Raw genomic sequence first — 15,166 nt, forward strand, 5'->3', positions numbered from 1 at the left:
TTTGCTTCGCGCTATATCCGCCGCTGACGACGGCGAACAGGGCGAGGTCGTTTTGTTTTCTCCACCGTGGCGACGCCGGCCAGATAATCGGCCAGGGCAGCAGGAGAAGGGTGGGTGAAGAGGTCAAGCAACGTCAGGGTGGAAAATTCGTGACGTTGTAACAAAACGTGCAGTTGCACCAGATTCAGCGACGTTGCGCCCGCCTCAAAGAAGTTTTCTGCGGGCGTGACAGACTCGCCAACCACCTCGCGGAAGGCGTCGCAAATCAGGCTGACGGTGCTCTCGTCCGCCGCAATGTGTGGCTGAGAGTGCTCAGGGCATACGCGCGGTGAGCGCTCTGCGCATTGCCCTGCGTGTTTAACGGGAGGCACCAGCGCGGCGAGCGGCAGTTGCCAGCCGCTTTCATCCTCGGCCATTCGGTTTAGCAATGCGCAATACTGTTCAAACTGGCGCTCCACCTGCCCGGCAGGAAACAGCGCGGCGACAAAATCCCAGTTAAAGCGCAGTTCGCCTTCGGATTCATAAATCTGGTGATCGAGCCAGACCTGCGGCGTCTGGGAGATGCCCCAGACCGGTTTGAGCAGATTACGCCGGGCGAGGAAGTTATCCTGCTCAAAGCCCAGCGCGCTGGTAAAGACGACGGGCATCGGAACGGCAGGCACGTTTTGCCGTTGCGCCAGTTGACGCATCACGCGGATGGCTGACACATCGCGGTGGTTGAGGTTCTGGCTCAGCCGCTGCTGTAGTGACTGCGCGCTGTGCAGCCAGCTTTCGCCGGGATGCCAGCTCAGCAGCATCAGCGAGGTGAAATCGCCCAGAATCTGGTTGATTTGCGGGTGCAGCGGTCGCCTGTCGAAAAGCGTAAGGTTAAGCGTGAACTCAGGCTGTGCACTCCATGCAGAGAGAACCGTTGACCACACCGACAACAGTACGGCCGACGGGGTGAGATGGGCGTCAGCCGCCCGTTTTTTCAGCCGATGCCAGCGCGTGCTGTCCAGCGCGCCGTTCAGGCGGGCGAAGCGCGGTGTTTCAACCTCCTGAGGCAAGCAGCGCAGCGGCAACGCAGGCGCCGGAGGAATATCATCAAGCTGCGCCTGCCACCATGCCAGAGAATCTGGATTGGGCGACTGTAGCGAGGGTTGTTGCAGATAATCCCTGAAGGTGACGGGCAGCGGCGGAAGCAGCTGTTGCGGGTAGCGGTAGCCGTGCTCCAGCTCCGCCAGCAGGATCTGCATGCTCAGACCGTCAAGCAACAGGTTATCCAGACACAGCCACAGGCGGGCAGGCATCCCGTCCACGTATCCGACCTGGAGATCGAATACCGGCCACACTTCGGGGTTGAGTACCTGATGCGCCAGTTTTTCGCGCACCCGCAACGCCTCTTCAGGCGTATGGAGGGTGTGTGTGGGTATCACCCAGGGGGGCGTCTGTTCGAGCACCTGTTGCTGTCCATCACGCACGATGGCGCGCAGCATATCGTGGCGGGCGATTAATCGGTTCCAGACCGTCTCCAGCCGGGTGAGGTCCAGATCGGCAATTTCAAATTCAACAAAGAAATGTGAGCCGACGCCGCCCAGGGCAAAGCCCGGCTGACGCCCCACCAGGTAAGCCTGCTGCACGTCGGTAAGCGCAAAGGGCTGGTAGCGTTCTTCAGGGGAGTGGACGAATGGTTGTTCGACCGGGACGTCGGTTTTCCGCAGCGTGGCGGCAAAATCCGCCAGCCGGGGATGATTAAACAGGTCGCTTAATTGCGCTTCATAACCTGCCTGATGAAGTTGCCCGGTCAGACGGGTCGCCAGCAGGCTATCGCCGCCTTGCTGGAAGAAGTCGGTTTCTCTGGTGACATTGCCAGTTGATAAGAGTTGCTGCCAGAGGGCGGCAACCTGTTTTTCAATGTCGCCCTGGGGTAAATCCGCTTCGGCCGGGTTTTCCGCTTCAGGGGTATGACGACGCTTCAGCGCCTGGTAGTCAATTTTCCCGTTAGCCGTCAGCGGTAAGGCGTCGAGGAAGACGATCCGTTGCGGCACCATCCACCCCGGCAGACGTCCGGCGAGGGCGGCCTGAAGTTGACGGGGATCGCGGCGCACCTGCCTGTCAGGACATTGTACGAGGAAGCGTTGTAACCCCGCGACCTCATCGCCATGCTGACAGTTGAAGGCGGCCGCGCTAAATAATGCCGCCCAGTCGGCGCTGTTATGCAGCAAGGCCTCCGGCTGCCCATTGGTTAACAGGAGCGTGCTGAGCAGGGCGGACGGCGTTAACTGGCGAAACTCCATCACGTAGAGCAGCGCGCCGGGAACGGCAAGCTGTTGTAATGTCGCAAGGAGCCCGGGATCTTCCGGCAGCAGACGATGCAGGGCGTTATTAAGCCAGATAATGTCCGCCGAGTGAGCGTGCGCCGCCAGCGTGTCTGCATTCCAGAGGGACAGACGGGCGCCAGGCCAGGGGGCGAGCCTCTGCCGGGCGCTCAGCAGCATCTCCTGGCTCTGCTCAAGCCCGACATACTCAATCTGTCCGGCGTTGAGCTGTGCTAACAGCGATTCTGCGGCGCGGCCAGTGCGGGTTCCCACATCAAGCAGGCGTACCGGGCGCTGTAAGCGCTGTGCAAGCTGTTGGCAAATTGTCGCCAGTTCCTGAATATACGGGGCGCTGGCCGGATGGTTAAAGGCCAGGCTTTCCGGCGACCACTGCGCGTCGTTCAGTAACGACAGTTCGTTACGGGCACCGCGAAGAATTTGCGATAACGTTAAATCATGTCCGCTGAAGTGCGGGTGCTCATCCTCGTGTTCTTCACCAGCGCAGACCTGATAACCTTCAGCAGCGGGCTTCAGTCGCCGTTGTGTCACCAGAAATGCTAACCAGAGTTCCACCACGGCCTGCCAGCGCGGCTGGATAGCGAGTGAGTTCATCAGGGGGAGAGGATCGGCGCCAGCGGTGTGACCCGGCTTCAGTTTTAGCAGGCGATGCTGAAGGAAATCGGCTACCTGTTCTGCGGAGATCTCTGGCGAGATGGCGCAACAGGGCAACGTTCCCGCAAGCGTGTGCCACGCCTGCGGCAGTGCCGGGTTCCGATGATCGGTAACGCAAAAAGCCTCGCCCTGAGGAACAACGTATGCCGCCAGCGTTTTTTCTTTTTCGCCGATCGCCAGAACGGTTGCTTGTTTCACCCCCGCCAGCTGGCTGAGCGCGCTTTCGATTTCGCCCAGCTCGATGCGATATCCTCCGACTTTGACCTGCTTGTCGCGACGACCGAGGAACTCGATTGTGCCATCTGGCCAGTAGCAGCCGAGATCGCCGGTGCGATACCAGCGCTCGTCCGGGAGCGTCAAAAATTGCTGCTCGCTACGCAGGGGATCGTTGAAATAGCCTTCCGCGACCCCAATGCCGCCAATCCATAATTCACCCGGCACCCAGTCAGGGCAGTCCCGGCCCTGTTCATCCACCACCCGGTAGCGTTGGTTGGTTAGCGGAAAACCGTAAGGGATGGAGCGCCAGTGGGCGGGGACGTCGTGAATTTCGCAGGCGTTAGACCAGATAGACGCCTCGGTGGCGCCGCCCATCGCGATAAATTGTCCTTGTGGCCGGAAGGCCCGATAACGGGCGGGGAGGTCAAGCCCGATCCAGTCGCCGGAAAGCATCACTGCGCGCAGGTTTTCCGGCGTGGCGTCGGCGAAACCTTCACACCAGGTCAGCAGCATATCGAACAGCGCCGGGACGCTGTTCCAGAGCGTGACCTGATGGCGCTGGATCAGCTCACACCATGCGTGAGGATCGCGCCGTTGATTTTCCATCACCATCACCAGCGCGCCGCCCGCGCGCAGTACGCCAAAAATGTCGTAAACCGATAAATCAAAATGTAGGGCGGAGAGGGCCAGCACCCTGTCATGCGGGCCAACCTGATAGCGGGTATTGATATCGCAACAGGTGTTAAGCGCTCCCCGGTGAGAAATGACTACCCCTTTCGGCGTACCGGTAGAGCCGGAGGTGTAGATAATGTAGGCCGGTTGCGTGGGGGCGCGTACTACCGGGTTGGCGATCGGCTCCGCCTCAATGGCCTGCTGCCAGGCAAGGACGGGAATATCGTCTGACCCGGCGCTGGTGTCGTGCTGACAAATGAGCACCAGCCGGACGCTGGCGTCAGCGTAGATTTTCTCGCGCCGTGCGGCAGGCTGATCCAGCGAAACCGGAACGTAAACCGCCCCGGCCAGCAGGACGGCCAGAACCGCAACAAGTTGTCCTGCGCCTTTCGACATCGTGATAGCCACATTATCGCCGGGCTGAACCCCGCACTCGATTAACCTGCCCGCGCAACGGCGGGCATAGTCTGTCAGCTCATGATAATTCCACTGATAACGCATGTCCGTTACCGCCAGCGCCTGCGGCTGTTGCAGAGCGATACGGAAAATGCCTTCATGCAGCAAGCCTTCGGGAATGGGGGCGCCGGTGGCGTTGACCCGTTCGCGTATCGCGCGCTGGCTGGCGGGCATCATATCTGCGAACGGCTTTTGCCAGGCGCTTTCGTCATCGCAGAGTTGGTTAATCAACTGGCAGTAGGCGTCGAACAATGTTTCGACTAACGCCGGAGGGAACAGCGCGTCGTTGCTGTCCCATTGTAGCCAGACCTCGCCGTGATGCTCGAACGCCAGATGATCTATCCAGACCTGCGGCGTTTGCGAGATGCCCCATTCCGGCTCGCCCAACGGCGATTCTGCGCGGCTGCTGTAGAGGGAACGCCCCAGATTGCTGGTAAATACCACCGGGGCGCCGTGGGGGTAGCGCTGCTGGCGTTTGAGTTCACGGAGTAATTCGACGCCGGACCAGTGGCGATGCTCCCAGTCCTCCGTAAACGTGAGCTGGTTTTTACGCGCCAGGTTGCTGACGGTATCGCCATCGCAGGCGGTATCCAGCAGAAGAATATTGGTGAAGTCGGCAAGCATCGCGCCAACCGCCGGGTGCAGCGGCTGGCGGTCGAATAAGGTGATGTTAAGCAGCAGACGCGTCAGGCCGCCCCAGCGAGCCAGCACGGCAGAAAAACAGGTCGCCAGCGCCATTGTCGGCGTCACGCCATACTCGCCGGCCCGGTTGCTAAAGGCGTGCCAGCGTGTTGCCGGGACAATCATGCGGCGTCGGGTATTACGGACTTCACGTAGCGTGGCGGGTTCGCAGGCCAGCGGCAAGACGGGCGCGGGGGGAAGCGTCGATGCTTTCGCCAGCCAGTAAGCGCGCGCGTCGTCTCTCAGTGTTTGATTGATCTTCTGCTGGTGCAGCAAATACGAGCGGAAATCATAGCGGGTGTCGATAGCCGGCAGCGATTCTCCGGCCAGCAGGGCGTTAAGCTCATCGAAGAAAAGCGTAAAGCTGGAGGCATCCATAATCAGCAGGTCAATATTGACATGGAGGCGGTGGCGATTGTCCGGCAAGAGCGTCAGCTGAAAATCAAACGTTTCGCCGATTTCCACGCGTAAAAGACGGTGGCTCAGGCGCTGGCGCAGTGCGTCCAGATAGGCCTGGCGGCTTTCAGCGTCGTTATGGCGTAAATCATGAACGGTGACGCCGTTCCAGTAAGGTTGCGGTAGCCAGACCTGCTGCCCGTCGGGGCGAAAGGCGATATGCAGCATTGGGTGGCGTTGCAGCAAGGTCGTGATGGCCTGCTCCAACTGCGACGCCGTCAGACAATGGCCTTCAAACTCCTGATACAGGTGGCAACCCACGCCGCCAAGCGTCTGCCCCGGCATGCGGCCCGTCAGGTAGGCGTGCTGTACTGGCGTCAATGGGAAGGGGGTACTTTCGGTCATGTTCGGCCAGGATGATTCGTCGGGCGGCGTTTCTTCTTCCGCGTTCTCAGGCGACCGGCTGAGCATTAACTGGTTCCATGCCGCCAGCGTGGGGGCGGCATACAGCTCGCGAAGGGTAAGGCGGTAGCCATTTTTACGAAACCAGTGTAACCATCTCATCAATCTTATGGAATCCAGGCCGGCCTGGATCAGGTTGCTCTCTTCATGTAACTGCTGCGGCGTTAAATTCAGTTCCTGTATGAGCCGCTCGCGTAATTGTTGGTAATCAGCCGCGTGGCGGTTGTCCGGTAACAGCGAATCCTGAGATGGTGCGCCAGAAATCATTCTTCCTCCTGATGGCACGTCTTACCGAAAAGCATTGCTCATATGAGAATAATAATTATTAACAATTGGATGCTACCCGAAACGGGTTTATTTATGCCCGTTTCGGGTTGGTAACAGGCGGAAAGAACAGAGGCCCGGATGGGGTATCCGGGCCTCTGTCAGGGAGGAGTTTAGGGGGGCGCGACCCCGGTTACATCACGCGTTTAAAGGTCGAAGGGGTTACGCCAAACTGTTTCTGGAAGGCGGCAGAGAAATGGCTGGCGTTGGCATAGCCCAGATCGGCCGCCACCGTCATGACGGAGGTATTGCCGTTGGCCAGGCGTCTTCTGGCTTCCTGCATTCGTTCAGCCTGAAACAGGCCATAGACGCTGTTGTTGAACAGAACGCGGAAGCCTCGCTTAATTTTGAGAACGCTCAGACCGGACTCTCTGGCCAGCTCCGCGACGCCCGGCGCTTGCGTCAGATCAGCCAGCAGCAGATCCTTCGCCCGCAGCAGTTTCTGGCGTTCCATCGGGTTGAAGTGGCAGGAGAGGCAACTGGCGTCTTCGCGATGTTCATCCAGCACCAGACTGAGCATGACCAGACTTTGCCCCTGCAACCATAGCGTCGACGGCTTTTGTTCATGACTGAAGCCGCCGTGCATGCGCATCAGCGCGTGACGCAAGGCCTGAGCCGTTAAGTGGGTTTCAGCATTACAACGCTGCTGCTGGCAACAGCAGTGGGAGTCGATCTTATTCTTAATGACCGCGCTAATATCCGGCACCCACAGCGCGAGGGTTTCAGGGCTGAAGGAGAGGGTAATGCTCTCGAATCGGCCACAATAGGAGGCGCTGCCGCGACAGTCTGGCGTATGGGTAATGTAATGGCGATTGCGCGCAAGCTCCCAGTCGGTGTGGCGCCGGAGTCCCTGAATCGCAAAGCGCGATGTGCCTTCCAGGATGCACGAGAAGTTAATCCTGCCCAGATCGTCGTGTAGCTGCAACGTCTCAGGCCGCGCAAAATGGCCCCTCCAGAGCAAAATATCCATACCTTCCTGCAACGAACAGCGCAGCAGTTCACACTGAGCAGGAATATTGCCATCGTTTGCAGGTTTCCCGACCACCAACTGGTGAATAGAGATTTCAGATTGCGTTTGCGGTGACTCCGTCATGACCTGGTTATCTCCCTGTGGCTTAGACCAATGCGGGTATAAATAGAACCGAATGGGGTAGATGAGTTATTGATAATGGTTATTATTCACATTAATTCTCAGAACGCCACCCTGAATTGTCGTTTTTGGCGTCCGTAAAAATTCATCAGGAAATTCAGTTGCTCCCATGTCATCTCAATCATCCAATACTGAATCGCTGTCCCGATTTCCTCTCTGGCAGGTGATTACACCGGTTCGCAGGAAGGTTATTTTAGCTATGGCGCTGGCGGGGCTGGCGGCATTAACCAGCCTGGGGGCGCTCCTTTTTCTGGCGTGGAGCCTGCGTGACATTCGCGCGACGCCTGACGCTATTCCGGCCTGGCCGCTGGGCGGCGTGATCGGCTGCGTGGTCTTAACTTTTGTTCTGCGCTTACAGGCGTTCAACACCTCTCATTACGCGGCTTTTCATCTGGAGAACATTCTGCGCAGCAGGTTAGCCCGTAAAGCATTGCAGCTTCCGCCTGGCGTGTTACAGCAAATGGGCAGCGGGTCAGTGGCGAAAGTGATGCTGGATGACGTGAAGTCGTTACATATTTTTGTGGCCGACAGCACGCCGCTCTATGCCCGCGCGATCATCATGCCGCTGGCGACAATCGTTATCTTGTTCTGGCTGGACTGGCGGCTGGCAATCGCGACGCTGGGGGTACTGGCGTTTGGATCGGTTGTTCTCGTGCTCGCCCGCCAGCGTTCGGAAGATATGGCTCAGCGTTATCATAAGGCGCGCGAGCAGGTTAGCGCGGCGGTTATTGAGTTCGTGCAGGCCATGCCCGTGGTGAGAACGTTTGATAGCGGCAGCACCAGTTTTCTGCGCTATCAACGCGCCCTTGAAGAGTGGGTCGATGTGCTCAAAACCTGGTATCGCAAAGCCGGTTTTTCAGCGCGTTTTTCCTTCTCGATTCTGAATCCTCTCCCGACCCTGTTTGTCCTGATCTGGTCGGGATACGGCCTGTTGCACTATGGCAGTTTCGATTTTATCGCGTGGGTGGCCGTTTTACTGCTGGGCAGCGGAATGGCCGAAGCCGTAATGCCAATGATGATGCTCAATAACCTGGTCGCGCAAACGCGTTTAAGCATTCAGCGTATTTATCAGGTTCTCGCGATGCCGGAGTTATCGCTGCCGCAGTCTGACCAGCAGCCGCAAGAGGCGAGCATTACCTTTGAGCAGGTGAGCTTTCATTATCCGCAAGCGCGTACTGGCGCCGCGTTGCAGGAGGTGAGCTTTCATGTGCCTGCCGGGCAAATTGTGGCGCTGGTCGGGCCAAGCGGCGCCGGAAAAAGCACCGTGGCGCGCTTGCTGCTGCGTTACGCCGACCCGGACAAAGGCCATATCCGTATTGGCGGCGTGGATCTGCGTGATATGCAGACGGACACCCTGATGAAGCAACTCTCGTTTGTGTTTCAGGACAACTTCCTTTTTGCCGACACGATAGCCAATAACATTCGTCTGGGCGCGCCGGATACGCCGCTGGAGGCGGTAATAGCGGCGGCCAGAGTGGCGCAGGCCCATGATTTTATTAGCGCTCTGCCAGAAGGTTACAACACACGAGTCGGGGAACGTGGGGTATTTCTCTCCGGCGGCCAGCGGCAGCGCATTACTATCGCCCGGGCGCTTTTGCAGGATCGCCCCATCCTGGTGCTCGATGAGGCGACGGCGTTTGCTGACCCGGAAAACGAAGCGGCGCTTATCAAGGCGCTCGCGGCGGCCATGCGTGGCCGGACGGTCATCATGGTCGCGCATCGTCTCTCAATGGTGACTCAGGCCGATGTGATATTGCTGTTTTCCGACGGACAGCTCAGGGAAATGGGGAACCATACGCAACTGTTGGCGCAGGGCGGCCTGTATCAACGGCTCTGGCAACACTATCAGCAGGCGCAGCATTGGGTGCCGGGTGGAACACAGGAAGAGGTGGTGGAAAATGAAAGACAATAATCCTGCGGATAACCTGGCCTGGCGCGTCATCTGGCGCCAGCTTATCTCCAGCGTTGGCAGTCAGGCCAGGATGCTGCGACGCAGTATGCTGGCGCTGTTGCTGGCGGCATTCATGCAGGGGATCGCCTTTGCCTGTCTTTATCCGATCATTGATGCGCTGTTACGGGGAGACGCGCCGCAACTTCTTAACTGGGCTATGGCCTTCAGCGTCGCCGCAATTGTGACGCTGGTGCTACGCTGGTATGGCCTGGGCTTTGAATACCGTGGTCATCTGGCGCAGGCCACCCATGAGTTGCGCCTGCGACTTGGCGAGCAGTTACGCCGCGTGCCGCTGGAGAAGCTCCAGCGCGGCAGGGCGGGTGAAATGAACGCCTTGCTGCTGGGCAACGTGGATGAAAACCTCAATTATGTTATTGCGATAGCCAATATTTTGCTGCTCACCATTGTCACGCCGCTGACGGCGTCGCTGGCGACATTGTGGATAGACTGGCGGCTGGGGCTGGTGATGTTGCTGATCTTCCCTCTGCTGGTGCCGTTTTATTACTGGCGCCGCCCGGCGATGCGGCGACAAATGCAGACGCTGGGGGAAGCGCACCAGCGTCTGAGCGGCGATATCGTTGAATTTGCTCAGGGGATGATGGTATTGCGCACCTGCGGCAGCGATGCCGATAAAAGCCGGGCGCTGCTGGCGCATTTCAATGCGCTGGAAAACTTACAGACCCGCACTCACCGTCAGGGCGCTGGCGCGACGATGCTGATCGCCAGCGTCGTGGAGTTGGGCCTACAGGTGGTGGTGTTATCCGGGATCGTCTGGGTAGTGACGGGCACTCTGAACCTCGCCTTTTTGATTGCCGCCGTCGCGATGATTATGCGCTTCGCAGAACCGATGGCGATGTTTATCAGCTACACCTCGGTTGTGGAACTGATCGCCAGCGCCCTGCAACGGATTGAGCGGTTTATGGCGATAGCACCGCTTCCCGTCGCAGAGCAAAGCGAGATGCCGGAACGTTACGATATCCGCTTTGACAACGTCAGCTATCGCTACGAAGAAGGCGACGGCCACGCGCTTAATCATGTTTCTTTGACGTTCCCGGCAGCCAGTATGAGCGCGCTGGTGGGTGCCTCCGGCGCAGGCAAAACTACGGTCACCAAACTGTTAATGCGCTATGCCGATCCGCAGCAAGGGCAGATTTCTATTGGCGGCGTCGATATTCGCCGCCTGACGCCGGAACAGCTCAATAGCCTGATTTCTGTTGTTTTCCAGGATGTCTGGCTGTTTGATGACACGCTGCTGGCGAATATCCGTATCGCGCGCCCACAGGCGACGCGGCAGGAGGTAGAAGAGGCCGCCCGCGCGGCGCAGTGCCTTGAGTTTATTTCCCGTCTTCCGCAAGGCTGGCTGACGCCAATGGGAGAGATGGGCGGCCAGCTATCGGGCGGCGAGCGCCAGCGGATTTCCATTGCCAGAGCGTTATTGAAAAACGCGCCGGTCGTCATTCTCGATGAACCGACTGCCGCGCTGGATATTGAAAGCGAGCTGGCGGTGCAAAAAGCGATCGATAACCTGGTTCACAACCGGACGGTGATTATCATCGCTCACCGTTTATCCACCATCGCCGGGGCCGGAAACATTCTGGTGATGGAAGAGGGACAGGTGGTTGAGCAGGGTACTCATGCGCAATTGCTCTCACATCATGGACGTTATCAGGCGCTGTGGCAGGCGCAAATGGCCGCGCGCGTGTGGCGCGACGACGGGGTTTCCGCGTCTGGAGAGTGGGTGCATGAGTGATGTTCAGTCGAATGTGAAACCGCTGACGTTGACGACCGGGCGGGTGATTTTTGCTATTGCCGGCGTCTATGTGACGCAGAGTCTGGTATCGGCGCTGTCTATGCAGTCCTTACCCGCGCTGGTGCGCGCTGCTGGCGGTTCGCTGGCGCTTGCCGGTGCGACAACCCTGTTTATGCTGCCCTGGGCGCTGAAGTTTATTTGGGCGCCATGGATCGAGCGCTGGCGGCTTCCGCCCGGTAGCCAGGAACGCCGTTCCCGCATGTTAATCCTGCGTGGTCAGGTCGCGCTAGCGGCGATCCTGACTATTGCCGCAGCGATTGGCTGGTTTGGGCGAGAAGGGGGATTCCCCGATACGCAAATCGTCGCGTTATTTGTTCTGTTTATGGTGGCAGGCACGGTCGCCTCCACCATTGATATCGCCAGCGACGGCTTTTGCGTCGATCAACTGACCCGCACGGGTTACGGCTGGGGAAACAGCGTGCAGGTCGGCGGCAGCTATCTGGGAATGATGTGCGGCGGCGGGGTGTTCCTGATGCTGTCGGCGGCATCCGGCTGGCCTGTCGCCATGCTGATGATGGCGGTGCTGATTATGGCGCTGTCACTCCCGCTGTGGCGCATTACGGAGCCGACGCGAACAGCGACTATCCCGCATGTTCCGGCGTTAGGTTATGCGCTAAGGAGGAAGCTGGCGCGCCTGGGCTTACTGCTGGTATTGATGCTGAATTCAGGCATGCGGTTTGTGCTGCCTCTTCTGGCACCGCTGTTGTTGGATCATGGGTTGAGCATGTCCGCATTGGGCGCGCTGTTCAGCGGCGGCAATATTGCAGCGGGCATAGCAGGAACGCTGGCCGGCGGATTGCTGATGAAATACACCTCACCCGGCAGAGCGCTGTTGACGGCTTATGGCGTCCAGGGGATCGCGCTGCTGGCGGTGGTGATGACGCTCATGATGGCGCCGGGTCATCTGCTGCTGCCGATTCTCCAGTGTCTGGTCATTGTCCAGTCCATTTCGCTGGCCTGCGCGCTGGTCTGTCTTTACGCCACGCTGATGTCGCTTTCATCGCCTTTGCAGGCCGGTGTCGACTTCACCCTCTTTCAATGTACTGACGCGGCAATCGCCATTCTGGCAGGCGTTATCGGTGGCGTTGTTGCTCAACATTTTGGCTATGCGGCCTGCTTCCTGTTTGCCGGGGCATTCACGTTGCTGGCGGCGTGGGTTGCTTATATCCGGCTGCATTCGGCAAGAGAACTGATGACAAGCGCAATTGATTGATCCGGGAATAACACAGAGAGGTAAGGGATGAAAATCAGTGAATTTCTACATCTGGCGTTACCAGAGGAACAATGGCTACCGACGATTTCTGGCGTTTTACGCCAGTTCGCAGAAGAAGAGTGTTATGTCTATGAGCGTCAACCCTGTTGGTATTTAGGCAAAGGGTGCCAGGCACGGCTGCACATTAATGCCGACGGAACGCAGGCGACATTTATTGATGATGCCGGGGAGCAAAAATGGGCGGTGGATTCCATTGCCGACTGCGCGCGTCGTTTTATGGCGCATCCTCAGGTGAAAGGACGTCGGGTATATGGACAGGTTGGGTTCAACTTTGCGGCGCATGCGCGGGGGATTGCCTTTAACGCCGGGGAGTGGCCGCTGCTGACGTTAACCGTTCCCCGTGAAGAACTTATTTTTGAAAAGGGAAATGTCACCGTTTATGCGGACTCCGCCGACGGGTGCCGACGTTTGTGCGAGTGGGTAAAAGAGGCCGGTACAACGACGCAGAACGCACCACTGGCGGTGGATACCGCCCTCAATGGTGAGGCATATAAACAACAGGTTGCGCGCGCCGTTGCGGAGATCCGCCGTGGCGAGTATGTCAAAGTGATTGTCTCGCGCGCCATTCCCCTGCCATCGCGGATTGATATGCCCGCCACGCTGTTATACGGGCGGCAGGCAAACACACCTGTGCGCTCGTTTATGTTCCGTCAGGAAGGACGCGAAGCGCTGGGCTTTAGCCCGGAACTGGTGATGTCAGTGACGGGCAATAAAGTGGTCACTGAACCGCTTGCGGGCACCCGCGATCGCATGGGAAACCCGGAGCATAATAAGGCGAAAGAGGCAGAACTGCTGCACGACAGTAAAGAGGTGCTTGAGCATATCCTTTCTGTCAAAGAAGCTATTGCTGAACTGGAGGCCGTTTGCCAGCCGGGCAGCGTGGTGGTTGAAGATTTAATGTCGGTTCGCCAGCGCGGCAGCGTTCAGCATCTGGGGTCTGGCGTGAGCGGTCAGCTTGCGGAAAACAAGGATGCCTGGGATGCGTTTACCGTGCTGTTTCCGTCGATTACCGCCTCAGGTATCCCTAAAAATGCTGCTCTGAACGCGATTATGCAAATTGAGAAGACGCCGCGAGAGCTTTATTCCGGCGCAATCCTGCTGCTGGACGATACGCGCTTTGATGCAGCGCTAGTTCTGCGTTCCGTATTTCAGGATAGCCAGCGCTGCTGGATACAGGCGGGGGCGGGAATCATCGCGCAATCTACGCCGGAACGCGAACTGACAGAAACCCGGGAGAAATTAGCGAGCATTGCGCCCTATTTAATGGTGTAGGAGTAACTGTTTTCTAACCTCACAACCAGACTGTCCAAAGACAATTGAGTCGCTCTTTGATTCCTCTGTGACTCTATTGTCTTCTTTTGGGATAAAATAGGTGTTTTTCGTCATGAAGTTGATAAAAGTCTATATAGAACCACCTCCTGTGGAGGTGGTGGTAATTTGCCAGAGTGTGGGATTCGTTAGTATATTATGGGATAAACTTATTTTTACCAATTGTATAAGGCGGTGCATAAGATTCTCGGCATGCTTCCAGATAATCCGACCACCACTGCATCATCGCTTTGCGGGCTTCTAGGTGCTCTGCCTTATGAATATAAGCCATGCGCACGGTATTGCGCTCCTGATGACTCATCTGGCGTTCTACTGCGTCCTTTGCCCATAAACCCGATTCCATCAGCGCACTGCATGCCATTGCCCGGAAGCCGTGACCGCAGATATCCTTTTTCGTGTCGTAACCCATCACCCGCAGTGCCTTATTGACCGTGTTTTCAGACATTGGCTTATACGGGTTATGGTCGCCGGGGAAGATCAGTTCATTATTACCGGTGATATCCTTAATCTGTTTCAGAATGGCGATGGACTGTTCTGAGAGGGGGACGATATGCGGCATTCGCATTTTTGCCCCGCGGCCGGAATAACGCACGCCAATAATGGGTTCTCGCGTCGCGGGTATCGTCCAGACTCGGTTTGTGAAATCAATCTCTGACCAGCGGGCGAAACGCAGTTCACTGGAGCGAATGAACACATGCAGCATCAGCAGAACGGCATGCCGGGTCAGTTCACGGCCCTGATGATATGCCCCAATACGTTCAAGCAGTTCAGGCAGCCGCTCCAGCGGCAGGGCAGGATAGTGCCGTCTGACAGGAGGTGTGGTCACGCCGCCAAGGTTTGCTGCAGGGTTCGTATCGATTAACTCCTGATGGACCGCATGGCGCATTATGTTACTCAGGTGCTGCCGTGTGCGGGACGCAACCTCCAGCAGACCTTTTTCCTCGATCCCTTTCAGCAGGTCAATGAAATGACGGGGTTTAAGTTCTGATACAGGTAGGTTCCCGATGACCGGAAAGATGTGATTGTTCAGGCTGGCAAGCAGACGGTCGGCGGTGTTCTGCGACCATTTCCTGTTACTTTTATGCCACGCCAGCGCCACGTTTTTAAAAACTTTCTCCGGTGTTCGTGAGCCACGTTCAGCAGCCCGCTGCTGTACCGGGTTGATATTCAGCGCCAGCATTTTACGGATACCTTCACGTTGCTGTCGCGCATCAGACAGGGAGATGGCTGGATAGGCACCCAGCGCAATGCGGGATTCTTTACCGCTAATACGGTATTTGAGATACCAGTGGCGGGAGCCACCCGGCTTAACCAGCAGATACAGACCGTGAGAATCGGAGACTTTAAAGGGTTTATCAGAAGGCTTGAGGGTGCGGATTTTTGCGTCGGTAAGGGACATATGGGGGTCACTCCATTATCGAACTAACCTGACCCCAGATTTGACCACCAATTTTTCCCGATGCGTAGGGTAAAATCA

At 57.6% G+C, this 15,166-nt stretch carries 7 protein-coding genes; 4 read left to right on the top strand and 3 right to left on the bottom strand.

The window, feature by feature from the left end:
• Nucleotides 1-11: 11 nt before the first annotated feature.
• Nucleotides 12-6,119: a yersiniabactin non-ribosomal peptide synthetase HMWP2 gene (gene irp2, locus O1722_RS08615; RefSeq protein WP_021551846.1), complete on the bottom strand. Its 6,108-nt coding sequence runs from the start codon at nt 6,117-6,119 to the stop codon at nt 12-14.
• Between the two features lie 190 nt (nt 6,120-6,309).
• Entirely contained in the window at nt 6,310-7,269 is a 960-nt protein-coding gene (gene ybtA / locus O1722_RS08620; RefSeq protein WP_000140406.1) for a yersiniabactin transcriptional regulator YbtA, read from the bottom strand.
• Between the two features lie 256 nt (nt 7,270-7,525).
• Here ybtA and ybtP point away from each other — a divergent pair, with 256 nt between their 5' ends.
• The 4 genes from ybtP to ybtS are packed head-to-tail and all read left to right on the top strand — an operon-like array spanning nt 7,526 to nt 13,632.
• On the top strand, nt 7,526-9,238 hold the full coding sequence (ybtP, locus tag O1722_RS08625) for a yersiniabactin ABC transporter ATP-binding/permease protein YbtP (protein ID WP_001327262.1): 1,713 nt from the start codon (nt 7,526-7,528) through the stop codon (nt 9,236-9,238).
• Nucleotides 9,225-11,027, top strand: a complete 1,803-nt coding sequence (ybtQ, locus tag O1722_RS08630) for a yersiniabactin ABC transporter ATP-binding/permease protein YbtQ (protein WP_001446633.1) — start codon at nt 9,225-9,227, stop codon at nt 11,025-11,027. The genes ybtP and ybtQ overlap by 14 nt, the downstream gene beginning before the upstream one ends.
• Nucleotides 11,020-12,300, top strand: a complete 1,281-nt coding sequence (gene ybtX / locus O1722_RS08635; protein WP_479954529.1) for a yersiniabactin-associated zinc MFS transporter YbtX — start codon at nt 11,020-11,022, stop codon at nt 12,298-12,300. Before ybtQ ends, ybtX begins: the two co-directional genes overlap by 8 nt.
• Before the next feature lie 27 nt (nt 12,301-12,327).
• On the top strand, nt 12,328-13,632 hold the full coding sequence (gene ybtS / locus O1722_RS08640) for a yersiniabactin biosynthesis salicylate synthase Irp9/YbtS (RefSeq protein ID WP_000703040.1): 1,305 nt from the start codon (nt 12,328-12,330) through the stop codon (nt 13,630-13,632).
• 193 nt (nt 13,633-13,825) lie between these two features.
• On the opposite strand, the gene O1722_RS08645 is transcribed toward ybtS, so the two are convergent.
• Nucleotides 13,826-15,088: a tyrosine-type recombinase/integrase gene (locus O1722_RS08645; protein ID WP_000059623.1), complete on the bottom strand. Its 1,263-nt coding sequence runs from the start codon at nt 15,086-15,088 to the stop codon at nt 13,826-13,828.
• Between the last annotated feature and the right edge of the window lie 78 nt (nt 15,089-15,166).

The organism is Enterobacter cloacae complex sp. HYC003_NIDB (genome assembly GCF_056673375.1).

Bases quoted from the DNA above. Each gene is read 5' to 3' on its own strand.
- ybtP (WP_001327262.1), top strand. From the start codon at position 7,526: ATGGCGCTGGCGGGGCTGGCGGCATTAACCAGCCTGGGGGCGCTCCTT.
- O1722_RS08645 (WP_000059623.1), bottom strand. From the start codon at position 15,088: ATGTCCCTTACCGACGCAAAAATCCGCACCCTCAAGCCTTCTGATAAA.
- ybtS (WP_000703040.1), top strand. From the start codon at position 12,328: ATGAAAATCAGTGAATTTCTACATCTGGCGTTACCAGAGGAACAATGG.
- ybtQ (WP_001446633.1), top strand. From the start codon at position 9,225: ATGAAAGACAATAATCCTGCGGATAACCTGGCCTGGCGCGTCATCTGG.
- ybtX (WP_479954529.1), top strand. From the start codon at position 11,020: ATGAGTGATGTTCAGTCGAATGTGAAACCGCTGACGTTGACGACCGGG.
- irp2 (WP_021551846.1), bottom strand. From the start codon at position 6,119: ATGATTTCTGGCGCACCATCTCAGGATTCGCTGTTACCGGACAACCGC.
- ybtA (WP_000140406.1), bottom strand. From the start codon at position 7,269: ATGACGGAGTCACCGCAAACGCAATCTGAAATCTCTATTCACCAGTTG.